21 protein-coding genes, 1 tRNA gene and 1 pseudogene are annotated in these 25,045 nt (G+C 54.7%); 12 read left to right on the top strand and 11 right to left on the bottom strand.

The window, feature by feature from the left end; translation table 11 throughout:
• Nucleotides 1–25: 25 nt before the first annotated feature.
• Complete coding sequence (locus ACUTSU_RS06910; RefSeq protein ID WP_445650373.1) at nt 26–586, bottom strand: TetR/AcrR family transcriptional regulator; 561 nt, start codon at nt 584–586, stop codon at nt 26–28.
• A 185-nt stretch (nt 587–771) separates the two neighbouring features.
• On the opposite strand from ACUTSU_RS06910, the gene ACUTSU_RS06915 reads away from it, so the two are divergent.
• From ACUTSU_RS06915 to ACUTSU_RS06925, 3 genes are all read left to right on the top strand, one after another.
• Nucleotides 772–1,554 carry an SDR family NAD(P)-dependent oxidoreductase gene (locus ACUTSU_RS06915; RefSeq protein ID WP_445653940.1) on the top strand — a complete coding sequence of 261 codons (783 nt, stop codon included), beginning with the start codon at nt 772–774 and terminating at the stop codon, nt 1,552–1,554.
• A 60-nt stretch (nt 1,555–1,614) separates the two neighbouring features.
• Nucleotides 1,615–2,634: an NADP-dependent oxidoreductase gene (locus ACUTSU_RS06920; protein WP_445653941.1), complete on the top strand. Its 1,020-nt coding sequence runs from the start codon at nt 1,615–1,617 to the stop codon at nt 2,632–2,634.
• Between the two features lie 95 nt (nt 2,635–2,729).
• A complete protein-coding gene (locus ACUTSU_RS06925) occupies nt 2,730–3,629 on the top strand; it encodes a LysR family transcriptional regulator (RefSeq protein ID WP_445650376.1) in 900 nt (299 codons plus the stop codon).
• Here the strand turns inward: ACUTSU_RS06925 and ACUTSU_RS06930 are convergent.
• From ACUTSU_RS06930 to dpiA, 9 genes and pseudogenes are all read right to left on the bottom strand, one after another.
• Nucleotides 3,604–4,410 (bottom strand): substrate-binding domain-containing protein, encoded by an 807-nt coding sequence (locus ACUTSU_RS06930; protein WP_445650377.1) that lies wholly within the window; start codon nt 4,408–4,410, stop codon nt 3,604–3,606. The genes ACUTSU_RS06925 and ACUTSU_RS06930 overlap by 26 nt on opposite strands.
• Before the next feature lie 15 nt (nt 4,411–4,425).
• Nucleotides 4,426–5,721 carry an MFS transporter gene (locus tag ACUTSU_RS06935; RefSeq protein ID WP_445650378.1) on the bottom strand — a complete coding sequence of 432 codons (1,296 nt, stop codon included), beginning with the start codon at nt 5,719–5,721 and terminating at the stop codon, nt 4,426–4,428.
• A 305-nt stretch (nt 5,722–6,026) separates the two neighbouring features.
• Nucleotides 6,027–6,879 (bottom strand): annotated as a pseudogene (locus tag ACUTSU_RS06940) (LysR substrate-binding domain-containing protein).
• A 197-nt stretch (nt 6,880–7,076) separates the two neighbouring features.
• Entirely contained in the window at nt 7,077–8,108 is a 1,032-nt protein-coding gene (locus tag ACUTSU_RS06945; RefSeq protein WP_445653942.1) for a methionine synthase, read from the bottom strand.
• A 27-nt stretch (nt 8,109–8,135) separates the two neighbouring features.
• Nucleotides 8,136–9,113 carry a DUF1852 domain-containing protein gene (locus tag ACUTSU_RS06950; RefSeq protein WP_445653943.1) on the bottom strand — a complete coding sequence of 326 codons (978 nt, stop codon included), beginning with the start codon at nt 9,111–9,113 and terminating at the stop codon, nt 8,136–8,138.
• 282 nt (nt 9,114–9,395) lie between these two features.
• Entirely contained in the window at nt 9,396–10,286 is an 891-nt protein-coding gene (locus ACUTSU_RS06955; protein WP_445650381.1) for an oxidoreductase, read from the bottom strand.
• 332 nt (nt 10,287–10,618) lie between these two features.
• Nucleotides 10,619–10,694 (bottom strand) — tRNA-Asn (locus ACUTSU_RS06960).
• 119 nt (nt 10,695–10,813) lie between these two features.
• Nucleotides 10,814–13,897 (bottom strand): beta-galactosidase, encoded by a 3,084-nt coding sequence (locus ACUTSU_RS06965; RefSeq protein ID WP_445650382.1) that lies wholly within the window; start codon nt 13,895–13,897, stop codon nt 10,814–10,816.
• A 237-nt stretch (nt 13,898–14,134) separates the two neighbouring features.
• Nucleotides 14,135–14,821 carry a two-component response regulator DpiA gene (gene dpiA / locus ACUTSU_RS06970; RefSeq protein WP_445650383.1) on the bottom strand — a complete coding sequence of 229 codons (687 nt, stop codon included), beginning with the start codon at nt 14,819–14,821 and terminating at the stop codon, nt 14,135–14,137.
• 320 nt (nt 14,822–15,141) lie between these two features.
• Between dpiA and citC the strand changes: the two genes are divergently transcribed.
• The 9 genes from citC (at nt 15,142) to ACUTSU_RS07015 (ending at nt 24,016) form a co-directional block, all read left to right on the top strand.
• On the top strand, nt 15,142–16,215 hold the full coding sequence (gene citC / locus ACUTSU_RS06975; protein WP_445653944.1) for a [citrate (pro-3S)-lyase] ligase: 1,074 nt from the start codon (nt 15,142–15,144) through the stop codon (nt 16,213–16,215).
• On the top strand, nt 16,212–16,520 hold the full coding sequence (gene citD, locus ACUTSU_RS06980) for a citrate lyase acyl carrier protein (protein WP_445650385.1): 309 nt from the start codon (nt 16,212–16,214) through the stop codon (nt 16,518–16,520). The genes citC and citD overlap by 4 nt, the downstream gene beginning before the upstream one ends.
• Nucleotides 16,504–17,424, top strand: a complete 921-nt coding sequence (locus tag ACUTSU_RS06985) for an aldolase/citrate lyase family protein (RefSeq protein ID WP_445650386.1) — start codon at nt 16,504–16,506, stop codon at nt 17,422–17,424. Before citD ends, ACUTSU_RS06985 begins: the two co-directional genes overlap by 17 nt.
• Nucleotides 17,424–18,929 (top strand): citrate lyase subunit alpha, encoded by a 1,506-nt coding sequence (citF, locus tag ACUTSU_RS06990; RefSeq protein WP_445653945.1) that lies wholly within the window; start codon nt 17,424–17,426, stop codon nt 18,927–18,929. The genes ACUTSU_RS06985 and citF overlap by 1 nt, the downstream gene beginning before the upstream one ends.
• Nucleotides 18,930–18,933: 4 nt before the next feature.
• Nucleotides 18,934–19,482, top strand: a complete 549-nt coding sequence (gene citX, locus ACUTSU_RS06995; RefSeq protein WP_445653946.1) for a citrate lyase holo-[acyl-carrier protein] synthase — start codon at nt 18,934–18,936, stop codon at nt 19,480–19,482.
• The gene (citG, locus tag ACUTSU_RS07000) at nt 19,460–20,344 is read left to right on the top strand and encodes a triphosphoribosyl-dephospho-CoA synthase CitG (protein ID WP_445653947.1); all 885 of its coding nucleotides are present in this window, start codon (nt 19,460–19,462) and stop codon (nt 20,342–20,344) included. The genes citX and citG overlap by 23 nt, the downstream gene beginning before the upstream one ends.
• A gap of 29 nt (nt 20,345–20,373) precedes the next feature.
• Complete coding sequence (locus ACUTSU_RS07005) at nt 20,374–21,837, top strand: anion permease (protein WP_445650390.1); 1,464 nt, start codon at nt 20,374–20,376, stop codon at nt 21,835–21,837.
• A gap of 150 nt (nt 21,838–21,987) precedes the next feature.
• Nucleotides 21,988–23,217 carry a bifunctional glucose-1-phosphatase/inositol phosphatase gene (gene agp / locus ACUTSU_RS07010; RefSeq protein WP_445653948.1) on the top strand — a complete coding sequence of 410 codons (1,230 nt, stop codon included), beginning with the start codon at nt 21,988–21,990 and terminating at the stop codon, nt 23,215–23,217.
• Nucleotides 23,218–23,320: 103 nt separating this feature from the next.
• A complete protein-coding gene (locus ACUTSU_RS07015) occupies nt 23,321–24,016 on the top strand; it encodes a 4'-phosphopantetheinyl transferase family protein (RefSeq protein ID WP_445650392.1) in 696 nt (231 codons plus the stop codon).
• 26 nt (nt 24,017–24,042) lie between these two features.
• Here ACUTSU_RS07015 and rarD read toward each other — a convergent pair whose 3' ends face one another.
• Nucleotides 24,043–24,936, bottom strand: a complete 894-nt coding sequence (gene rarD, locus ACUTSU_RS07020; RefSeq protein ID WP_445653949.1) for an EamA family transporter RarD — start codon at nt 24,934–24,936, stop codon at nt 24,043–24,045.
• Nucleotides 24,937–25,045 lie beyond the last annotated feature (109 nt).

The following is a 25,045-nucleotide window of genomic DNA, read 5'->3' on the forward strand; positions in this document are numbered from 1 at the left end:
ATCTTCGTCGTCTGCAATCGGAAACTCAATCCTCATGCGCTTCCTGATTGAGAATTCGGGAGCGGCAAACGTCCAAAATCTCATCGGCCAGCGCGGAGTCATCAGGGCAGGCACGGGACAGCACCAGAGCACCAACAACATGTGCGATGGTATCGATCAGGTCGGCACGGGTTATGTCACCTTCGCCATTTTCATTGGCTAAAAGGGCCAACTGACGTTCAATGCCAGTTGCAAACGTCGCCTTAATCGATTCAGATTGGCGGGCCGTATCGGTGCCTAGTGCCGACATCACACAACCCTTGCCCATATCATCGCGATGCTGGCGGGAGAGATAGTTTTCAACAAATTCTTCCCGGCTCATATCCGCCGTACTTTCTGCGGATTGCATAAAACCACAGCACATCGCCTCCGACATTAAATCGGCCTTGGAACCGAAGTGCTTATAGAACCCGCCGTGGGTTAAACCTGCCGCTGACATCAGTTCTGCTACACCCACGCCGTCATAACCCCGCTCACGAAACAATTCTGAAGCTGTTTCAACAATACGTATTCGGTTTGCCCGCACCTGTTCTTTAGAAACTCTCATTGCTCTGCCTCATCTTCTGAAACGCATGCCGCAAGTATACATTGATGATGATCGTAATCAAAATGATTGACTTTTTAGATTACGATCATCATCATTAAATCTGTCCCGTTAGCCACCACTATCAGGGTTATACAGACATCGCAGTTTGCGAATTTTATTTATTCATTGATAAATAAGGGTTATTCATGACCAAATCAACAGTTCTGATTACCGGTGCTTCTACAGGTATTGGTGCCGTATACGCTGAACGGTTCGCACGCCGGGGCCATGACCTGGTTCTGGTGGCTCGCGACAAGACAAAACTTGATAGCCTTGCCGAGCGGTTGAGGCAAGAAAGCGGTATTGCCGTCGACGTTCTGCCTGCTGACCTCACGCAAGCTGATGATTTAGCGGCTGTTGAAGCTCGTTTACGTGATGACACGCGGATAGGCATTCTTATCAATAACGCGGGTATCGCGCAGTCGGGCAGCTTTACAGAGCAGACGTCTGATTCAATTGAGCAGCTTATCGCGCTTAATGTGACGGCTTTAACCCGACTGGCCAGTGCAGTGACGCAACGGTTTGTGCTGGCCGGCGAGGGCGCTATCGTCAACATCAGTTCCGTCGTCGGGCTCGCCCCTGAATTTGCAATGTCGGTTTATGGCGCAACCAAAGCCTTTGTTCTGTTCCTGTCTCAGGGCATGAATATTGAGCTGTCGCAGAAGGGGATTTATGTTCAGGCGGTGCTCCCTGCCGGGACTTACACGGATATTTGGCAACGTGCAGGTATCGACACCAACACTTTGCCCCAAATGATGGCAGTGGGCGAATTGGTTGATGCGGCCCTGGTTGGGTTTGATCGGCGTGAACTCGTTACCATCCCACCTTTGCAGAACGCCGCACGCTGGGACAACCTCGATGCTGTGCGTCAGACTCTGCTATCGGACATCAAACAAGATGAAGCCGCAGAGCGATATAAAACTCTTTAGACAAAAAAGGGGCTTGCCCAGAACAATCGTTCAGCTGCCTGCACGGCAGGGGAAAAACAAATGAATAATAAGACGATGAAAGTCTTCACGTTTAAGCGTTACGGTAAATCTCCTGAATTAGGGTTTGATGACGTAGATTATCCTTCGCTCAAGGCTAATGAAGTCTTGGTTAAAGTTTACGCTGCGGGTCTAAATCCAATCGACAATATGATCCCAACCGGAATATTTAAGCCGGTTCTGCATTTTAAGCTTCCTGCAACCTTGGGTAGCGATCTGTCTGGGGTTGTTATTGCCGTGGGAAGTCGCGTGACTCGTTTTTCCCCTGGTGATGAAATCTTCGCCAGCCTCTTCGATACGGGAACGGGGGCTCTTGCCGAATTTGCGGTGGTGCCTGAGAGCGCTGCAGCTATAAAACCGGCAAACCTGGATTTTGTGCAGGCGGCTTCGCTCCCTATGGTAAGCCTCACGTCCTGGCAAGCACTGACAGAGCGAGTCAGGCTGCGGCCTGGTCAGAAGGTTTTCATCCCGGCGGGTTCTGGGGGGATAGGCTCCTTTGCCATCCAACTGGCGAAGCAACTGGGCGCAACCGTGGGGACGACAACCAGTACGGGCAATATCGAATGGGTGAGGAGCCTGGGGGCTGACGAAATCGTTGACTATAAAAAAGAAGCGTTCGAAAAGGCATTGGTTGGCTATGATGTGGTTCTTGGTACCATCAGGGGAGATACGATTGAAAAATCCACCCAGATCCTAAAGCCTGGAGGCAAGATTGTTTCTCTCATCGGGCCGCTAGATGTCAGGTTTGCGCGGGCTAGAGGGTTAAATTTCTTTCTGACTTTTATCTTCAGGCTTATGAGCCGCAATATTATGCGTCTTTCAAAAAAACGGGGCTTAACCTATACCTTTCTATTCGTTCGGCCTGAAGGTGTTCAACTCAGCCAAATAGGAAAACTGGTCGAAACCGAACAAATCAAACCCGTGATCGACAAGGTATTCCCCTTTGCTCAAACAAAGGAGGCTCTTGGCTACCTTGCCCAGGGGCATGCGAAGGGAAAAGTGGTTATCAAGATGCAGGATTAATTCCTTATTCTATGCTGCCGTGTTGCCGTTGTCGGATAAGTGGCTATTATCTTTCCTTTAAACCCTTGCCGCTGCTGAAAGGATTGCCTGCCACTATGCCCGTGAATTTTGACCTCAACGATCTCTACGCCTTCCGCGCGTTGGTTGAATACGGTAATTTTCGGCTTGCCGCGGAGTCCATCTGCCTTTCGCAGTCAGCATTGAGCCGCAGGATAGAGAAGCTGGAATCCGCTCTGGGGATTAAGCTGTTCGACAGAACCACCAGGCGCGTCACGCTAACCCTGTATGGACAGACCTTTGCCGAGCGTTCAGATCAACTCTTGATGAACGTTGAGTTGGTATTAGCCGATATCGATAAGGTCAGTCAGGACAGAACGGGTCTGGTCACCGTCGCCACGGTGCCTTCAGCGGCTTATTACTTTATGCCCGACGTGATTCGCCGCTTCCAGGCTCGCTATCCACGCGTACGCGTTAAGCTTATCGATAGCAGTGCCGGCAATGTCATCGAAGTGGTGACCAGCGGCCAGGCCGACTTCGGCATCTGTTTTGCGAGAAACCTGCAACCCAATATCGAATTTCTGCCGTTGATTGGGGATGTTTACGTGGCTGCCTGCAGGCGCGATCACCCTCTGGCCGGTAAAAAAAGCCTGACCTGGCGCGAGTTTTATCAGCAGGATTATGTGGGGCTGGATAAGACCTCCGGCAACCGCAATTTGCTCGATCAGATGCTGGCACACATCATCCCTGAGCGTGCCAGCCTCTGCGAAACGCGCCATGTGACGACCATGCTGGGCATGGTTGAGGCGGGTATCGGCATTGCCGCCGTACCCGCTATGTCGATGCCGGGAGCAGATCATTCGGTGCTGACTCACCTGCCACTGACAGACCCGGTTGTAAAGCGCACCGTCGGCCTGATCAGGCGCAGCGGACGTATGCAATCCTACCTTGCCGCTGAGTTGGAAAAACTGATCACTGAACAGTATCACTCTGCCTAGCCGGTTGTTCAGCCTTCACGGCCCTCATCCCGGTGGCGTGAATGGTTTTTTGCGCCTGCGGGGAAGACAGGAAATCCAGTAGCGCTTTGCCTTCCTGAGGGTGTTCGGCTTTGGCGGTGACCGCACCGGCAAAACGGGTAATGTACTGGACATTGTCAGGCAGTTCGCCAATAAAGGTGACACCCGGGACAGGGAGCAGTTCACTGACCTGCTGGAAACCTACCGCATATTTTCCTTTCGCCACTTCCGATGCCACTGGAATGCGTTCAACCTTATGCGCTTTCTCCTTCAACTGGTCTTCAAGACCCAGTTTTTGGAAAAGCTGGCTGCTGACATATCTGCCGCTGGCACTGTCAGAATAGGCAATGGATTTAGCCTGCAGCAGGGTATTGCGCAGCTCTGCATCATTTTTGATATTGGGTTTAGGGTCACCTTGTTTGACCACCATGCCAATCGGCGAATCGGCCAGTTCAACGCGCGAACCCGGCTGTATCCAGTTATCCTTTTCCAGCTTTTTCAGTGCATCGCCCACCATAATCACCACGTCGGCATTTTCGCCGCGAGCCAGGCGTGCCGGTATCGCCTGGGGCGTATTCCCCATCGAGGGGCCGGAGACCAAAATGATTTTGTCGCCACTCGTTGCTTCGAACTGTGGGGCCAGTTTTTCCAGTGCGGCTTTAAAGCCCCCTGAAATCATGACGGTCACTTCTTTAGCTTGCACTCCTGTACTGGCAGAGAAAATCACCAAGGTGGCGAGGAGTGAACGGTAGATTTTTTGCATAGCGTAATCCCTGATTTAACCTGCTGTTTGTAAAGTTAATGTGCTGCGACGGTACAGATAGAAGGTCGCCAGCAATGCGCATAACGCAGCAAAACTCATCCAGTAGCCGGGGGATGCCTTGTCGCCGGTGTACTCAATCAGTGCGGTAGAAATGACCGGTGTAAATCCGCCAAACACAGCGGTCGCCAGGCTGTAGGCCAGTGAGAAACCGGCAACCCGCACCTCCGTCGGCATGATCTCGGTTAACGCCGGGATCATGGCACCGTTGTAGAGGCCATAGATAAAGGAGAGCCATAACAGCACCGTGAGCATCATGGAGAAGCTGGGGGCTTCGGCCAGCAGGCTAAGAGCCGGATACGCAGTGACCAGTGCCAGCAGGGCCATGGTGATCAGGACAGGTTTACGACCAAAATGGTCTGACAGAGCGCCCCCTACCGGTAGCCAAAGGAAGTTGGATATTGCTACCAGCAAGGTCACCAGCAGGCTGTCAGAGGCGCTCAGCATCAGGACTTTTTTACCGAACGTCGGTGCATAGACGGTGATCAAATAAAATGCGGTGGTGGTCATAGCGACCATCAGCATGCCGGCAATAACCACCTGCCAGTTCGCCAAGAGGGTTTTAAACACCTCGCGCATCGCCAGGTGGTTGCGACGGGCGTTAAACTCCTGGGTTTCTTCCAGTTTACGGCGCAGTAAAAAGATGAAAGGGACAATCAGGCAGCCGAACAGGAAAGGCAGACGCCAGCCCCATTCGCGAATGGCGCTTTCTTCCATAACGGCATTCAGGGCAAAACCCATCGCCGCGGCCACCATAATGGCCACTTGCTGGCTGCCAGACTGCCAACTGGTGTAAAAGCCTTTACGGCCTGGGGTGGCAATTTCGGCCAGGTAAACGGATACGCCACCCAGTTCAGCACCGGCTGAGAAACCTTGCAATAAACGGCCGCCAAGCACCAGCAACGGCGCCCAGATCCCGATCGTTTGATAAGACGGGATAAGCACAATCAGGAAGGTCCCGGCCGCCATGATCGACAGAGTCACAATCAGCCCTTTACGTCTGCCGACTTTATCAATGTACGCACCCAACACGATTGCACCGATAGGGCGCATCAAAAAGCCCGCGCCAAAGACCGCGAAGGTCATCATCAGTGAGGCAAATTCACTGCTGGCCGGAAAAAAGGTATGGGCAATGTAGGTGGCATAGAACCCGAACAGGAAAAAATCAAACTGCTCCAGAAAGTTGCCGGAGGTAACTCGCAGTATCGCGCTGATTCTGGCCCTGTGGGTCATGGGGGCGTTAGAGGAATGCATCTTAATCTCCAGTTTGTCATCGGCGCTTTTACTGCGCCTGTTGCTGCAGACTGGATCAGGTCAATAAAGTAAATAAGCGCAATAAACTCATCAACTGATGCGTTTGCCGCATGAATCAACGTTAACAATTTAATGCGATAAGCCGTAACGGGTCATTAACAATGATTCCCCTGTGCTGAGTTGTTCGCTGGACGCTAAAACTTCATGCGCATTTTGTGACAAGCCTCATACAGGGGAAAGGACAGAAAAATGCTTAAAGGGAGATACAGGAAGGAGTTCATGGGTTGGCAAACTCACTGCCGCGATCATTTTTGGTTCTCCTGATGACTATTTTCAGTCGTTCTCTGCGTCTGTTTCATGTAGTTAATAAATGCGCGTAATGGGCCGGACATATATTGGCGATTGGGATAATAAAGTTGCAGGGAGGGGCGTTCGGGGAGCCAGTCGTCAAGAACCTTGACGAGCTTGCCGCTTTGCAGATGTTCTTTCACCTGTTCGTAATAGAGATAGCCCAGCCCGGCTCGGCTCCGCACAGAACCGTCTCGATCGCTGAATCCATATCGTCGAGCATGATATTACCCACTGGAGCTACTTCAAGTTTCCCTGAAGGGTTTTCAAATTCCCAGAGGTAGGGGCGGCCGCTCTGGAAGCGAAAAACGACGCTTTGGTGATGAATCAGCTCGCACGGATGTTTCGGTGCAGGGTGATCTTTAAGGTATTCAGGCGGATCCCGGCATCGAATTCCTGTCGGACAATGTCCACCAGCTTGTCCTCGGTGGTGATCTCCACTTTGATGTCCGGATATTTGCGGCTAAACCCGGCTATTAGCGGCAGCAGAAAGAGACGTGAGGCCAGGCGTGAAGTATTGATTTTGAGGGTACCCATCGGGGCATCGCGGAAACAATTCATCTCGTCGAGTATGGTATTGATTTCATCAAATACCGGGCGCAGCCGTTCAAAAAGGGTTAACCCCGCTTCAGTCTGCGCCACGCTGCGAGTGGTGCGATTAAATAAACGGACCTTTAATCGCTGTTCCAACGGCTTGATAGAGTGACTCATGGCGGAGGGGGATAGCCCCAGTTCATCGCCCGCTTCGCGAAAACTTTTGTAGCGAGCGACGGCAATAAACGAAGCAAAGTCTGAAAAGTTCGGCCGTATTAGTGAATTTCTCTCAATAACACGATTGGCGTGGAGGAGGGGGTTACCGACGGCGAGGCCCACTACCAGAAATTGTTCGCCGAGGCGCGTGAGGTTGTCAGTTCTCTGAGAGAAACCAGCGGAGCCTGAGTACTAACGCCGGGTTAAAATGCAAAAAGCAGACTTCCGGGGAAGCCTGCTTTTCTAATTTGGCGAGGTTATTGAGTGGTGAGCTCTCTGCGGATGATCTCAGCGCCTGCGCTTAACGCATTGAGCTTGCCCGTGGCGACCCGACGAGACAACGGGGCCATACCGCAGTTGGTTGAAGGATAGAGTTTGTCGGCGTCCACAAACTGCAGTGCCTTGCGTAAAGTATTGGCGACTTCTTCGGGGGTTTCTATGGTGTTGGTGGCCACGTCAATGGCACCTACCATCACTTTTTTACCGCGAATCAGTTCAAGCAGGTCCATTGGAACATGCGAGTTATGACATTCTAGTGAGATTATATCGATATTGGATGTCTGCAGTTTGGGGAAAGCTTCTTCATATTGCCGCCATTCTGACCCCAACGTCTTTTTCCAATCGGTATTGGCTTTGATGCCATATCCATAGCAGATATGCACGGCCGTTTCACATTTAAGCCCTTCGATGGCTCTTTCTAAAGCGGCGATGCCCCAATCATTCACTTCATCAAAGAAAACATTAAATGCCGGCTCATCAAACTGGATAATATCGACCCCGGCCGCCTCTAACTCCCGGGCTTCCTGGTTGAGAATTTTTGCGAATTCCCAGGCCAGTTTTTCACGGCTTTTATAGTGGTTATCATAAAGCGTATCTATCATCGTCATCGGGCCTGGCAGGGCCCATTTAATCGGCTGCTTGGTCAGTTGACGTAAAAATCGGGCGTCTTCAACAAAAACCGGCTTTTGACGGGTGACTGCACCGACGACTGTCGGCACACTGGCATCATAGCGGTTACGAATTCTAACCGTCTGCCGTTTTTCAAAATCAACGCCGCTCAGGTGCTCAATAAAGGTCGTGACAAAGTGTTGGCGCGTTTGCTCGCCATCACTGACAATATCAATACCTGCGCGTTGTTGATCTTCCAGGGACAAGCGCAGAGCATCTTGTTTACCCTCAATCAGTTCCTCATCCTGCAATTTCCAGGGTGACCAAAGTGTCTCAGGTTGTGCAAGCCAGGACGGCTTGGGTAAGCTACCAGCAGTCGAAGTAGGTAATAATATTTTCATAATGGATGACCTTTTATTTTGGGTTAATCAAAGCGCGCAGTGAGCAGACCATTGCTCAAAAATAGTCTTATAGGGTTTGATAAAGTGTTCTTCAGTAAATTTCCCCTGCTCAATAGCCAACTGGCTACGCTCTTCACGGTCATAAACAATTTTTGTTAATGAATGATCCTGGTGATTCAGGGCCGGCTGATAGTATTGTCCGGCTGCAGAGTTTGCATTGTAAATCTCAGGGCGGTAAATCTTTTGGAACGTCTCCATCGTGCTGATGGTACTGATAAGTTCAAGCTCGGTGTAATCACCGAGTAAATCACCAGAAAAATAAAAGGCCAAAGGCGCAACGCTATTTTTTGGCATGAAATAGCGAACCTGCAAGCCCATTTTGCTGAAGTATTTTTCAGTCAAAGAAGAATCATTCTGCTGGTATTCAATGCCTAATACAGGGTGATCATTCCCTGTCCGATAATAGGTGTCTTTACTTGAAACGCTCAGGCAGATTACCGGCGACTTTGTAAAATTATCTTTGTACTCATCTGAGTTGACGAAATATTTAAATATATTCCCATGCAATTTACCAAAGTCATCTGGAATGCTAAAGCCGGATTGGTTATTGTTGTGTTCCAACAGTAATACGCTAAAGTCATAATCTCGCACGTAAGAAGAAAAGTTATTGCCTACAATACCCTCAGTGCGTTTATTGGTTTTTTTATCAAAAATGTTGGTTTTTAATATCTCAATGACGGGGAAGCTATTGTTATTGTCTTTAATATTCATCTCAACAGAAATGATTTCAAGTTCGACAGCATAACGATCGCCTTTGGGGTTATCCCAATGCGCCAGGCTATTGAAACGATTGTCAATCATCACCAGAGTGTTGCGCAGGTTTTCCTGACGGTTCTTGCCTCTGGCCAAATTGGCAAAGTTGGTAGTGATGCGCGTATTTTCGGAAGGGTTATAATTTTCATCGAAACTACTGCTCTTGATGGTAAATGTAAAATCTTTGTTCATCGTGATCTTGCACCCTGAGTTCTGGCATGAAACCTGAATCCAACTTTTTGATTTTCCAGAAACCACTGGCTTTCTCGTTCGTCAGTCTTCATGTTGTCAGTAAGTTAACATTGCATCTTTTATGCCAGAGCCACGGAATGAGTGAAAGCGACTTAATTTCATTACCACATGAGGCATATTCATGATCTGGGGAGCGGCGGGGGAGATGTCGTTAGTGGGGGCAGTGACGGGGCAAAAAGCTTGGAGAAACGCCCCCTACAAACGCCTTTGGTGTTTACCACCTCAACCCGGCCCCTCGCTTCCTGCCGCCAGTAAAGGAACCAGGATGTCGCTAATAGGGGTAGGAATACCTTGTGAATGGCCATAACGCTGCACGACGCCATTGCGTATTTCCCATTCCAGCGGGCGATTGGCCTGGCGATCGGCGAGAATGGAGGTACCCAAGTCCGCAGGCACACGATGAAAACCGTCAACGATCTCCTGGGGAACGTTATCGCTAAGTACCGCACCTTCGGCACGTGCGACAGCCAGACATTCATGCAGATAAGCCAGTGCCAGTTTCGTGATATCCCCGCGTGAGAACATTCCCGCACGGCGGTTTGCAAGAACCATCAGGCCCGCGACCGCATTCTGCAAGAGTTTGCGCCAGGCGATCGAGAGGAAATCGGATGACAGTTCGACGCTGCAGCGGGTACCGCTGAGCGCATCAACGACCCTTTTTACCTGTGGCACATCCGGGAGTGTCAAGCGCGGTTTAGCCCGCAGGCGGACAGACGAATCCGACTCGCGCTGCGCCGGGAACCATACGACCGAAGGCAGTACCGTTGCTCCGTTAACATAGGGTTCCAACAGGGTTTTCTGTTCGACGCCGTTTTGCAGTGCACACACGACCGTGTTTTCATCGCACAACGCGGCAAGCCAATTGACGCTCTCTGCCACCTGGGTCGTTTTCACCGCCACAAAGACCAGATCAAAGGGTTGGGTATCGGTCGGCGGCCTGCTCAATACCGGACCAGGAACCACCACTTCACCTTCATCGTGACGCAGCATTAATTGGGGGTGCGCGGTGCGCCCGCAAAGCAGTGGCGTGCGGCCAACTTCATGCAGTGCAGCAGCGATAGTGGAACCAATCGCGCCGGGACCAATCAGAGCAATAGTAGGGGGGTTAGGCATTTCAAGTCCTCCTGTTGTCATCAATCCATCAACAGCGTGCCGGTAGCACCCACCGTACGCGCCAGAATTTGCTCAACGTGTGTATTTCACCGGGAAACAGATAACCCAGGAATGTGGCAAACCGCAAGCTGATTTCGTGTCGCACCGAGACGGCACTGAACGCCTCTGGTAGTCCACAGGAGAGCCTCACAGAATCGTTGCTTTGGGATGTATTGAGAATAGGGGGGAAAAATCGCTTAGGGCCAGGAGATGAGCATGCTTTTGCCTGGCATGTGCGATATTCAGAAAAGCAAAAAGCCCGCTTAAGTTTCCTTAAGCGGGCTTCTCTAATATGGCTCCTCTGACTGGACTCGAACCAGTGACATACGGATTAACAGTCCGCCGTTCTACCGACTGAACTACAGAGGAATCGTTTGAACGGCCGGAATCATAACGGGGTGTTGGCAGCATGTCAAAGGCGGATTACGCATTCTGTGACTGTTTGCTTACAGAATGCGCAACCCGTTGAGCTTTTGGCAGATTTAGCTCTATTCTGCGCGTTTTAGACGCAGTTGATAATGGTAATGGCTGCGACTGAGCAGGTAGTCCTGATTAACGCTCGGGCTCCAGGAGTCGTCACCGCCCACCCCCATATGGAAGCCGTCCAGGCTGAGCCAGGTGCCGGCCTCCGGTTGCAGCAGGTGCTGGTGGCTGCATTCCATCAGCTGGCGCAGGCCGTAGCGGCTGAGCGAGAAGTGGAACCGTCCGTCAATGTGCCAGTCACCGTACTGCAGGCTGCGGGTCTCGCAGCGCAGGCCGTTCTCGCCGGGGAATATATACGGCGTGTGCAACTCTTCCAGCGGCAGTTGCCAGCGCCCGAATTGCGCGGCGAGGCGGCGGTCCGGGTAGTTCTCATGCGGGCCAAGCCCCAACCATTGCGCCTGTGGATGAATTTCTTTCAGTTGGCAGTTCAGGCCAATACGTGCCAGTGGCGGTAGACTGGCGGCGATATCGACGTCAACGCTGATGCTGGCTGCGCCCTGGCTGTCGAACAGCCACTGCTTGCGGCTGCGTAACAGCGTTTGCCCATCGGCTCCGAACAGGTGTTCACTCACCACCCGTACGCCATCACCAAGCAAGTCGGCCTGCAACAGCGTGCAGCGCTCTTCCAGCCGGTACATGCCTGCCAGCTTCCAGCGTTCTATCCAGGCGTTGGGATCGATGCGCTCGACTTCGCTGATGCCGATGTCGTTATCCAGCGGCGCACGGATAAAGTTATCGCGCAGTGATGTCAGCAGTTGAGGGCGCTCATGTTGCCACCATTGGCTCAGACAGCCGTCGTGGCGCGTAAACTGCCAGCGTTGATGGCCATGGGTGATGTCGATCGTTTGCTCATTTTGGCTCAGCTGTGGTGCTGAACCGGCCGCTGTCGCTGGTGCAAAATGCAGCGTGCGTGGCACCAACCATTGGTCCCATGCGCAGCGATGGTTGGCCTCGGACCAGTCGGTAGCCTGCGGTTGCACCATTTCGACATTCAGCCACAGTTCGCCGGGTTGATGGAGCATCGGCAAGCGTTCTAGCAGTGGGAAGCTGGCGCTGCCCTGCGGCGGCAGGTTGAGATCGAAGCTGCCGCTGGCGCGCTCTGTGCCATCGAGCTCCAGCCGCCAGTTCAGCCGCTCATTGTCGGTTTGGCGGAACAGATACTCGCTGTTGACGGTCAACGTCAGCGTCTCGGCGTCGAAGGCAAACTGGAAAAATTGTTGTGCGCGTTGTGCTTCAAACAGTGCAGGGTGGGGCGTGCGGTCGGGGAATACCAGACCGTTAAGGCAGAATTGCCGATCGTTCGGCGTGTCGCCAAAGTCGCCACCGTAAGCCCAGTATGGGTTGCCGTTTTCGTCACGGCGGGTCAGTGCCTGATCGACCCAGTCCCAGACGAAGCCACCCTGCAGACGCGGATACTGACGAAATGCCTGCCAGTAGCGGTCAAAACCCCCGAAGCTGTTACCCATAGCATGAGCGTATTCGCACAGGATCAGCGGGCGATGTTCATCCGGCAGGCCGATCCACTTTTTGATTGACCACTTGGGCACGGCGGGGAATGGCTGATCCTGATCCACCCGCGCATACATCGGGCAGATAATATCGGTGGCGGCGCTGTTGGCACCCCCGCCTTCGTACTGAACCGGGCGGGTAGGATCCTGACTTTTCACCCAGCGATACAACGCGTCGTGGTTGCAGCCGTGACCGGACTCGTTGCCCAGCGACCAGATAATAATGCAAGGGTGGTTGCGGTCACGCTGCACCATGCGTGTTACACGTTCGCTCATTGCCGGCAACCACAGCGGATCGTCAGACAACCGGTTCATCGGCTGCATGCCGTGGGTTTCAATATTGGCTTCATCCACCACATACAGCCCGTAGCGGTCGCATAACCGGTACCACAATGGATGGTTCGGGTAGTGTGAGCAGCGCACGGCGTTGAAGTTGTGTTGCTTCATCAGCAGGATGTCATGGCGCATAGTGGCCTCGTCCATGACCTGACCGTGCTGCGGATGATGTTCGTGACGGTTGGTCCCGCGGATCAACAACGGCTGGCCGTTAAGCTTCAGTAGTCCATTGCTGATTTCCACCTGACGGAAGCCGACGTCATAGGCCTCCACCTCAATAATTTCCCCTTCCGGCGACAGCAGTGTGACGGTGGCGCGGTACAGCGTGGGCATTTCCGCGCTCCACAGGGCCGGGTGTTCCACTGGCAGGCGCAGGGTAGTGCGATCCTCATAGGCACCGCGTTCGTCGATAATCGCACTGCCGAATGCCTGGTTTTTTTCCCCCAGCAACTGGCTACCGCGCCATAGCTGCAACCGTACCCGGTGCTGCGCGGGCTGCTTGACGTGCACTTCCGCCACCAGTTCGCCACGGCGGAAACTGTCATACAGCGGGGTGGTGATACGAATATCGCTCAGGTGCGCGGCGGGTTTATGCAGCAGGCTGACATCGCGGAAAATACCGCTCATACGCCACATATCCTGATCTTCCAGATAGCTGCCATCGCACCAGCGTAGCACCATCACCGCCAGTCGGTTTTCACCGGGCTGCAACCAGGGACTGAGATCAAACTCAGCGGGCAGACGGCTGTCCTGTGAATAACCGACCCAGTGACCGTTGCACCACAGATAAAACGCCGAGTTGACGCCGTCAAAAATAATGCGCGTCTGACCTTCAGCCAGCCAGGCAGGGTCGACGGTAAACTGCCGCGAATAGCAACCGGTCGGGTTATGCTCCGGCACCCGCGGCGGATCGACCGGGATCGGGTAGCGGACGTTGGTGTAGATTGGCGCGTCATAACCGGCAAGTTGCCAGTTGGACGGCACTGCGAGGGTATCAGCGTCGGCCAGGTCCTGTTGCAACCAACTGTCGGGCACCGCCTGCGGCTTGTCGAAATAGCTGAACTGCCAGTCGCCGTTCAAGATTTGCCGACTCCCGCTGCTCTCATCATCACGTGCGGCATTCAGGCTGCGCCAGCTTGAGAAAGGCGGATGTGCGGCCAGTCGTTGATAGTGGGTACAGGTCGGATTTTGCCAGTCCCGGCGGGCGAGGAGGTCTTTCAGGGAAGGATGGGGCAGGCTACTCATCGGCGATCGTCCTGTCGGCAGATTATAGGGCTTCATGCCGAATAAGATGCTGATGAGTCCCCAAAAAGTAAAGCGGTTATACCCGTCATCTTTCAAGCCGCAGCGTTGTTACCTGCACTTGCTCACCCCAGTTACTTACTCGAGTAAGCGCCTGGGGATGAGCGAGCTGGGCGCCTAGCTGCAACTTGAAAGCTATAGGGTATACATGCAACCTTGCAGGGCCGATCAAATAACCGCTTATTCTGGCAGGTTGGGGCGATAAATCCGCTGCGGACGGCCCACTTTGCCGTAAATTATTTCTGCACGCAGTTGCTGGGCGGCGGTGCAAAACTCCAGATAACGGCGTGTGGTGGTGCGGCTTAACCCCATCTTTTGCGCAACGCTTTCAGCAGTGTGGCTGGTGGAAGCGTGCTCGAACAGGGCGCGGATTTTTACCAGCGTCAGTTCATCAATGCCCGCAGGTAGCGCTGCCTGCTGTTCACTGCGTGCATAGGTATTGAACATCTGGTCGATGCGCTGCTGGCTAAGTTGCGCTTTGTCTTTCAGCGCCTGGCGCCGCTGGCTAAAGCGCAGCAGCGTGTGGGCCAGACGATTATAAGCCAGCGGTTTGATCAGGTAGTCGAACACCCCGTAACGCAGCGCTTCGGCCACGGTGTCCATATCGCTGGCGGCGGTGATAAACACGACGCCACCGGCATAGCCACTCAAGGTCAATTCACGCAGTAGCTCAATGCCCTGGCCGTCGGGCAGAAAGTTATCCAGCAGGATCAGATCCGGTTTGAAGCGGTCAGTCATCATGCGCGCCTGTGCCAAGGTGCCGGCCAGCCAGATTTGCCGGCAACCGCCGTTCTGCCGGATAAATTCCGCATGCATCTCCGCCAGCGGCGTCTCATCTTCGACGATCAGTATGTTCAACCATTCCATAGGACCGTTTCCTGTTGCAATGAATATGCTAAATAAATGTAAGTAAATTGCACTATCTAATAAAGAATATCTTAGTAATAAACGCCATAAAAATAATTAAGTAAATAAAGAACATTAAATAACTTATTAACCGAAAGGTGTTTGTGAAACAGGTCAATAATTGGCTATTTTTTTCTTATTACTATTGTTTCATTAAGTTTTAGCAATGGTCTTTCGTTTTTATATTCATGGTTTTTAAAGTGTTAATCCCCCATGAAATGTTAATTGATGTTTGTTTTATGTTTTTTTTGTTGTTTGTTAGTTAAACCAGAGAGCGTGATATGTTGGGCGATGCCATATTTGACCGAGTGAAAAGATCAGATCATAAAAGTATTGCGCAGATTAATGCCTTCCTGCGGAGTAACGATCTGAATATTGATACTACGGTTGAAATATTTATTACCGTTACACAGAACGATAAATTGGTCGCCTGCGGCGGTATTGCGGACAATATTATCAAATGCGTTGCCATCAGCCCACAAATGCGTGGCGAAGGCCTGGCACTGCAACTGGCGACCGAACTGGTGAATCTGGCTTATGAACGCCACCACACCCAGCTATTTATCTACACCAAAATCCAAAATGAACCGCTGTTCCGCCAGTGTGGTTTTTATCCGATAGCCCAGGTGCCGGGCATCGTGGTGCTGATGGAAAACAGCCCGTGCCGCCTGAAGCGCTATGCCGCCCAACTGGCGAGCCAGCGGCAGCCGGGCCAGCGCATTGGCAGCATTGTGATGAATGCCAATCCCTTTACCCGTGGTCACCAATATCTGGTGCGCCAGGCGGCAGAAAAGTGCGACTGGCTGCACCTGTTTTTGGTCAAGGAAAACACCTCGCGTTTCAGCTATGAAGACCGGCGGCGGCTGGTGCTGGCGGGTACGGCAGACATTGCCAACCTGAGGGTGCATGAAGGCTCGCAATACGTCATTTCCCGCGCCACTTTCCCTTGTTACTTCATTAAAGATCAGGGTATTGCCGATGACTGCTACACCGAAATCGATCTGAAGATCTTTCGTCAGTATCTGGCCCCTGCACTGGGCATCACCCACCGTTTTGTCGGCAACGAGCCGTTCTGCGCGGTCACCGCGAAGTACAACCGTGATATGCGTTATTGGCTGGAAACCCCGACGTTATCCAGCCCGCCAGTCGCGCTGGTAGAAATTGAGCGTTTGCAATATCAGGGCACGGCGATCTCCGCCTCCTGGGTGCGCAAGCTGTTGGCCGCGGGTGATTTTCACTCCGCCGCGCCGCTGGTGCCACCGGGCACCCTGTATTACCTGCAAGATTTGCAAACGCAGCGCCGGACCAAACCGGCGGCTACCCCCTTTGAATCCGCACAATCAGGTGAAAGATGAAAATTATCCGAGAAGCAATGGCCGGCACGCTGGAATCCAGCGATGTCATGGTGCGCATCGCCCCCGCCGAGGGGCCGGAACACGATCTGCTGATCGCCAGCAGCGTGGAAAAACAGTTTGGCGAAGCCATCCGTCAGACGCTGTTGCAGGTGCTGGAGCACTACCAGGTGGAGCCGGTGCAGGTGATGGTGGACGACAAAGGGGCGCTCGACTGCGTACTGCGGGCCCGGCTGGAAACCGCGCTGATGCGTGCCAGCGACAATGGCCAACTGCCGTGGGGGGCGCCTAATGAAAGCGCTGAATAAACATCGTCTGCGCCGCAGCATGCTGTTCGTGCCCGGTGCCAATGCGGCGATGGTGAGCAACGCCTTTATTTATCAGGCCGATGCGCTGATGTTCGATCTGGAAGACTCGGTGATCCTGCGTGAGAAAGATGCGGCGCGGCGTCTGGTGTATCACGCGTTGCAACATCCGCTGTATCAGGAAGTGGAAACCATTGTGCGGGTTAACGCGCTGGATTCCGCTTATGGCCTGGCAGATTTACAGGCGGTAGTCCGTGGTGGGGCGGACATTGTGCGCCTGCCGAAAACCGACAGCGCGCAGGACGTGGTGGATATGGCCCGTGAGATTGCCGTCATCGAAGCCGACTGCGGGCGCCCGGTCGGTAGCACCGGCCTGCTGGCGGCGATTGAGTCGGCGGCGGGTATTACCCAAGCGGTGGCTATTGCCCATGCCTCACCACGGCTGATCGGTATTGCGCTGGGGGCGGAAGACTACGTGCGCAACCTGCGTACCGAGCGTTCCCCGGAAGGCATAGAACTGTTGTTTGCACGCTGTTCGTTGCTGCAGGCGGCGCGGGCGGCGGGCATTCAGGCGTTCGACACGGTCTATTCCGACGCCAATAACGAAGCCGGGTTCCTGCAGGAAGCGGCGCTGATCAAACAGCTCGGTTTCGACGGCAAATCCCTGATTAATCCCCGGCAGATTGAACTGTTGCACAACTTGTATGCACCCACCGCCAAAGAGGTGGCTCACGCTCAACGGGTGGTGGATGCCGCGGCGGCGGCGGAGCAGGAGGGGCGCGGCGTGGTGTCGCTCAACGGCAAGATGGTCGACAGCCCGGTGATTGAACGCGCACGGCTGGTGCTGCAGCGTGCGGCGCTTTCCGGTATCCGCGAAGCCTCGGTTCAGCATGGAGAGGAAGCATAATGAAACGCCAACAACGACTGATGACCCTGAAGAACCTGGCGGATTTGCGCTGCTATCAGGCGTCCTCCAAGGCTAACCAGCAGGCGAGCAAACCCCGTGATATCAAACGCTGTGACACGCTGGAACAGGCGGTGCGCCGCAGCGGGTTGCAGGACGGCATGACCATTTCTTTCCACCATGCGTTTCGCGGTGGCGATCTGGCGCTGAATCAGGTGATGGAAACGCTGGCGGCGATGGGGTTCCGCAACCTGACGCTGGCTTCCAGCTCGCTCAGCGAATGCCATGCGCCGCTGGTCGGCCATATCCGCAACGGGGTGGTGAGTCGTATTTATACCTCCGGCATGCGCGGACCACTGGCGGACGCCATCTCACGTGGGCTGTTGGCCGAACCGGTGCAAATCCACTCCCACGGTGGTCGGGTCAATCTGATCGAGTCCGGTGAATTGAGCATCGACGTTGCTTTCCTCGGGGTACCTGCCTGCGATGAGTTCGGTAATGCCAATGGCTACAGCGGCGAAGCCTGCTGCGGCTCACTGGGTTATGCCAGAGTGGATGCCGATGCGGCAGGCACCGTGGTGGTGTTGACCGAGGCGATTGTGCCTTATCCGCATCATCCGGCCAGTCTGGCACAGGATCGGGTGGATCTGATTGTTCAACTGGAGCGAGTGGGCGACGCCGACAAGATTGGTGCCGATGCCACGCGTATGACCTCCAACCCGCGTGAACTGCTGATTGCACGCCGGGCCGCCGAAGTGATCGCCGGTTCCGGCTACTTTACCGAAGGCTTCTCGCTGCAAACCGGCACCGGTGGCGCTTCACTGGCGGTGACGCGTTTTCTGGAGGACAAAATGCGCGCGCGCGGCATTCGCGCCGGTTTTGCGCTGGGCGGCATCACCTCAACCATGGTGGATTTGCATGAAAAAGGGCTGATCGCCCGCTTGCTGGACGTGCAGAGCTTTGACCGTGCGGCGGCGATGTCACTGGCGCGTAACCCCAATCACATAGAAATCAGCGCCAATCAGTACGCCAACTTCAGTTCGAAGGGCGCTTCGGTCGACAGGCTTGACGTGGTGGTCTTGAGCGCGTTGGAAATCGACACCGGTTTTAACGTAAACGTGCTGACCGGCTCTGACGGCCTGCTGCGCGGAGCTTCCGGTGGTCACTGCGATACTGCAGCGGCGGCGCGGCTGGCGATCATCGTGGCGCCGCTGGTGCGTGGGCGCATCCCAACGCTGGTCGAGCAGGTCACCACCTGTGTCACGCCTGGCTCCAGCATCGACATTCTGGTTACCGATCATGGTATTGCCGTTAACCCTGCGCGGCCGGAGCTGGCGCAAAGGCTGCAAGAGGCTGGTTTGCCGGTGGTCAGCATCGACTGGCTGCGTCAGCGGGCGCTGCTGCTGACCGGTGAACCGGCACCGATCGTCTTTACCGACAAGGTGGTGGCGGTAGTGCGCTATCGCGATGGGTCGGTGATCGACGTGGTGCATCAGGTGGCGGAGTAATCCTATGGCTAGCGTCCTTCCCGAACTGGCCGCCAACCGCGCAGTCAGCCTGCCGGAATTGCTCACCAGCCGTGAATGCCGTCAGGCACGCCAGCAGGCATGGCTGGCGCAGCATCAGTCCACCTTGCTGGTGCTGACGCTGGTGGTGCCCGGCGCGGTAAAAGACAGCGCGCTGACGCGCAATATCTTCAACCTGGGCTGGCAGGCGCTGCAGCAAATGTGGGGCGAACAGGGTTGGTACTGCCTGCAGGCAGAAACGCTGGCGCTGTCGACCGGCTGCGAGGGTTTTGTGGCGCTGCAGGCCGACGCCCAGCGGGTGAAAGACTGCGCCATCGAGTTGGAAGTGCAGCAGCCGATTGGCCGACTGTGGGATATCGACGTGCTGGACTCTCATGGACGCATTTTGTCGCGCCGCGATCTGGGGTTGGCGGAACGTCGCTGTCTGCTGTGCAGCCAACCGGCCAAACTCTGCGCCCGCCAACGGCAGCACAGCAGTGAACAGCTACTGCAGGAAATGGAAAGGATGCTCAATGATGCACTCACTCCCCGCTGAACCCGTCAAGTTTGCCCCGCAAACAGTAGTCGGTGACTTTGCCCATGCTGCCTACCGCTCGCTGCTGGTGGAAGTGAATCTCACCCCAAAACCGGGACTGGTGGATCGCCACAACAACGGGGCTCATCGGGATATGAACCTCGGTCATTTTTACCGTAGCGCCCGCGCCATCGGCATCTGGTTGCCACGTTTTGTCCGCCAGGGGCGTGACGATGCCTTCCGTCCGGCAGCCGAACAGCTATTGCGGTTGCGACCGCTGGGGCTGGCCTGCGAAAACCACATGTTCCAGGCCACCGGCGGCATCAACACCCACAAAGGCAGCGTGTTTTCTCTCGGCCTGCTGTGTACTGCCTTCGGCCGTCGTTACCAGCAACAACAACCCATTGACGCCAAAACCTTGTGCGCCGAGGTGGCAAGCATGTGTCACGGGCTGGTGGCGAGGGAACTGTATCAACACAACGCGTTGCAGACTGCCGGGCAGCGACTGTTCGCCGAATATGGCCTGAGCGGCGCTCGCGGTGAGGCTGAGTCCGGTTTCGCACTGGTGATTAACGGTGCGCTGCCGCTGTATCGACAACGGCTGAACGCCGGTTGTGATGAGCAGACGGCGCTGATGGACAGCCTGCTGTGGTTGATGGCGCACAACGACGACACTAACGTCGCTTCGCGCGGCGGCATCAAAGGATTGCACTGGTTGCAGCAACGCGCCGCAGAATTGTTGTCCCAGGGCGGGGTGCAGGGCGAATGGGGTATGGATCGCCTTCGGCAGTTCGACGCCGAATGCATCACGCGCAATCTTAGCCCAGGCGGTAGCGCCGACCTGTTAATCGTCACCTGGCTGCTGGCGCAATTACCCAACTAAAAACAATAACCCGTCTTCAGGAGAATTTTATGTCCGAAACCAAGGAAAAAATCTGGAAAGCGCTGGCACCGTTGCTGGTGTTGGTGATCCTACTGTGGATACCCACGCCCGACGGCATGCCGCCGCAGGCCTGGCGCTATTTCGCCATCTTTGTGGCGATGATTGTCGGCATGATCCTGGAGCCGATCCCGGCGACGGCGATCAGCTTTATCGCCGTAACCCTCAGCGTGCTGAGTGCCAACTGGGTACTTTTTGGCGCACAGGAACTGGCGGAGCCGGGCTTTAAGGCCGGTAAAGAAGCTTTGAAGTGGGGGCTGGCGGGGTTCTCCAGCACCACCGTGTGGCTGGTATTCGGTGCCTTTATCTTCGCGCTCGGCTACGAAGCTACCGGGCTGGGGCGGCGTATCGCCCTGTTCCTGGTGAAGTTTATGGGCAAGCGTACCCTGACGCTGGGTTATGCGGTGGTGATCATCGATATCCTGCTGGCGCCATTTACCCCTTCAAATACCGCGCGTACCGGCGGTACTGTATTTCCGGTGGTGAAAAACCTGCCGCCGCTGTTTGACTCGTTCCCCAACGACCCGTCCTCGCGCCGTATCGGTGGTTACCTGATGTGGATGATGGTGGTCGGTACCAGTATCAGTTCCTCGATGTTCGTCACCGGTGCCGCGCCTAACGTGCTGGGGATCGAATTCGTCAGTAAAATCGCCGGGGTGCATATCAGTTGGATGCAGTGGTTCCTGGCCTTTCTGCCGGTCGGTCTGCTGCTGTTGATTATCGCGCCGTTGATCTCCTATTACCTGTACAAACCGGGCGTGACCCACAGCAGCGAAGTGGCGACCTGGGCCAATACCGCGCTGGGGGAGATGGGCAAGCTGACGGGCAAGGAATACAAACTGATTAGCCTGGTGCTGCTCAGCCTTTGTCTATGGGTGTTTGGCGGCAAGGTGGTGAACGCCACTACGGTTTGCCTGTTGGCGGTCTCATTGATGCTGGCGATGAACGTGGTGTCGTGGAAGGCGATCACCCAATATTCCAGCGCCTGGAACACGCTGGTTAATCTGGCGACGCTGGTGGTGATGGCTAATGGTCTGACCCGTTCCGGCTTTATCGACTGGTTCGCCCAGACCATGAGCACCCATCTGGACGGTTACTCGCCGAATATGACGGTGATGGCGCTGGTGCTGGTGTTCTACTTTGCCCACTACCTGTTTGCCAGCCTGTCGGCGCACACCGCCACCATGCTGCCGGTGATCCTGGCGGTGGGTAAAGGGTTGCCAGGGGTGCCGATGGAAGAACTCTCGATGCTGCTGGTGCTGTCGATCGGTATCATGGGCGTGTTGACGCCTTACGCCACTGGGCCGGGGGTGATCATCTACGGCTGCGGCTACGTGAAGTCGAAAGATTACTGGCGGATGGGCGGTATTCTCGGCGTGGTGTATATCGCCGCGTTGCTGTTGATCGGCTGGCCAATCATGCGTTTGTGGCTGTAAGTTCTTGGGTTAACGGCGGCCATCTGCGGATGGTCGCTGGGCAGACCTCTCCTTGTGATACCCATCACACACTTTCCTCGTTAACCTCGCCATCATAACCACGCCAAAGCTAACACATTAAAAATAATCATATTCCTGGAGTCTCTGCGGATGAAAAGAAAAGCCTTATTGCTGTGTTTGCCGTTATTAATCACCGGGACTGCCCTGGCGGAAACCAACGACTATCAATTAGATCAGGTACTGGTGATGAGTCGCCATAACTTGCGTGCGCCGCTGGCCAATAACGGCAGCGTGCTGGCACAGTCCACCCCCAAAACCTGGCCGGCCTGGGACACGCAGGGTGGCCTGCTGACCACCAAGGGCGGGGTGCTGGAAGTGTATATGGGCCACTATTTTAACGCCTGGCTGAAACAGACCGGGGTTCTTCCACAGGAGGGTTGCCCGACGGCCGGCAGCGTTTATGTTTATGCCAACAGCCTGCAGCGCACGGTGGCCACCGCGCAGTTCTTTACCAACGGCGCTTTCCCCGGCTGTGACATCAGCGTGCATCATCAGGACAAAATGGGGGAGATGGATCCGACCTTCAACCCAATTATCACCGACAACAGCGACGCCTTTAATCAGCAGGCACTGGGGGCGATGAACCAGGAGCTGGCCTCGCTGAAACTGGATGTGGCCTATAAACAGTTGGAAAAAATCATCGATTACAAAGATTCCAGCAGTTGTAAAACCGACAAGCACTGTGACCTTACCAAAGAGGCCAGCAAAATGAGCGCGGTGCCGGGCAAAGAACCGGGGGTCGCCGGCCCGCTGCGGGTGGGGAACTCGCTGGTGGACGCCTTTATGCTGCAATATTACGAAGGTTTCCCGATGAAAGACGTGGCCTGGGGGAAAATCACCACGCCGCAGCAATGGAAACAGTTGGCGCAGTTGAAAGACGGCTATCAAGACTCGCTGTTTACCTCGCCGGTAGTGGCGCAGAACGTGGCCAAGCCACTGCTGACCTACATCAACGGCGTATTGATCGGCGAGCGCAAGCCAGACTCACCCAAAGTGACGGTGCTGGTGGGCCATGATTCCAATATTGCGTCCTTGCTGTCGGCGATGGAATTCCAACCATACCTACTGCCGCATCAATACGAGAAAACGCCGATTGGCGGCAAGCTGGTGTTCCAGCGCTGGCACGACAAGAAAAACGCTCGCGACCTGCTGAAGATTGAGTACGTCTATCAATCCACCGATCAGTTGCGTAATGCCAGCCCGTTGACGCTGAAAACCCCGCCACAGCGCGTGACGCTGGCGCTGAAGGGCTGTCCAGTCGATAAACAGGGCTACTGCGCCTGGAGCGACTTCGAAAAGACCATGAAAGGCATTCTGTAATCTTGTCATTCCTCTCCCTCGATTGCGTGGGAGAGGAATAATCATTGTTGTCCATGGATACGGCGTCTAAAATTACCGCTTACAAATCCAACATGGACGACAAGTGTTCTCTTCCTTTATTCCTACTATTGAATGGCTGAACCTGGATGACTACTCAGGGCAGATTGCCCGTTGCCGTTTTTCTTTGGCCGATTATCAGGACAGCTGTTTCGACGAAATCGGCATGACACTGCCTGAACATTTGGCTCGGGCGGTGTCAAAGCGGCGGGCGGAGTATCTGGCCGGGCGTTACCTGGCGCGGGAGTTGCTGGCGCCGCTGGGGTTTGCGGATTTCACTTTGTTACGCGGGGAAGACCGTGCGCCGCAATGGCCGCAGGGTATTGCAGGGGCGATCAGCCATAATGCGGATACCGCGCTCTGTGCCGTGCATCGGGAGAACGGGCTGGGTGGCGTGGGGCTGGACGTTGAAACGTTAATCCCCAGCGCACGGGCCGAGGAACTGTGGGGCGCTATTGTCAGCGAGGCGGAGTGTGATCAATTGCGTGCTCAACCACAGGCATTTAACCAGTTGTTGACGCTGGTATTCTCCGCCAAAGAAAGTCTGTTCAAAGCCTTGTATCCGCAGGTGCGCAGCTATTTTGATTTTCTCGACGCGCGTGTCGTGGCGATTGATCCACAGCAACAGACCTTTGCCTTGGAACTGCTAAAACAACTCACGCCGCATTGCTACGCCGGACGCCGTTTTAACGGCCGCTACTGGCAGCAAGGTGACGATGTCACAACATTTATCTTTTTATAAATCAATATAATAAATAAATGACACTGTCACTTCCCTAACAAATCCCGCCGCCGACGCAACAGATGGCGCGCACCTTCCGATACCAGCAACAGCACCGCCAGCCAGATCGGAATATAGGTCAGCCATTCGTCCCGGCCGATGCTTTCGCCGAGTAACAGCGCCACTATCACCAACAGTACCGGTTCCACATAGCTCAACAGGCCAAACAGGCTGAATGGCAGCAGACGACTGGCCAGGATATAGCACACCAGCGCAGCGGCGCTGAGCACTCCCAATAGCGGAACTTGCCAATAGAGAGCCGGGCTGATGCTCAGCGCGGCCAGCGGCCCATCACCACCGAAGGCGAACCAGGCGGCCACGGGTATCATTAATGTCAGTTCACACCATAGTCCGCCGAGATTATCGGTGCCGAAGCGTCGACGCAAAATAAAGTAAACCGGGTAACCCAGCGCCACCACCAGCGTGGCCCAGGAGACGCCGCCTACCTGATACAGCTCATTACCAACGCCGATAATCGCGCAGCTGACCGCCAGTTTTTGCAGCAGTGAAAGCCGATCACGGAAGATCAATCGCCCCGCCAGCACCATGGTAAGCGGCAGCAGGAAATAGCCCAGTGACACTTCCAACGCTTTGCCGTGCAGCGGCGCCCACAGGAACAACCACAGCTGAACCCCCAACAGCGCCGAACTCAACGGCAGAAACAGCAGGCGGCGCGGCCGTTGTTTTATCCAGTGCAGCGTTTCACAGACTTTGCGCCAGTCGGCGGAATACAGCATAAACAGGGTCAAAAACGGCACCGTCAGTAGAGTGCGCCAGCCAAACACCTGCTCGCCGTCGAGCGGCGTAAGAGTGGAAGTGTAGTAATACATCACGCCGAACAATATCGAGGCGATAACGGAAAGCGCTATTCCTTTAATCACAGACTGTCCTGAAAAGTTATTGATTTTATTGCCGTCCACTCTAGTGAAGTTTGGTGCTGACAACAATGCCGCGTATCACACTGGACAATCGGCAGTGGCGGGTTAAAAT

The organism is Serratia sp. NA_13 (assembly GCF_052691735.1).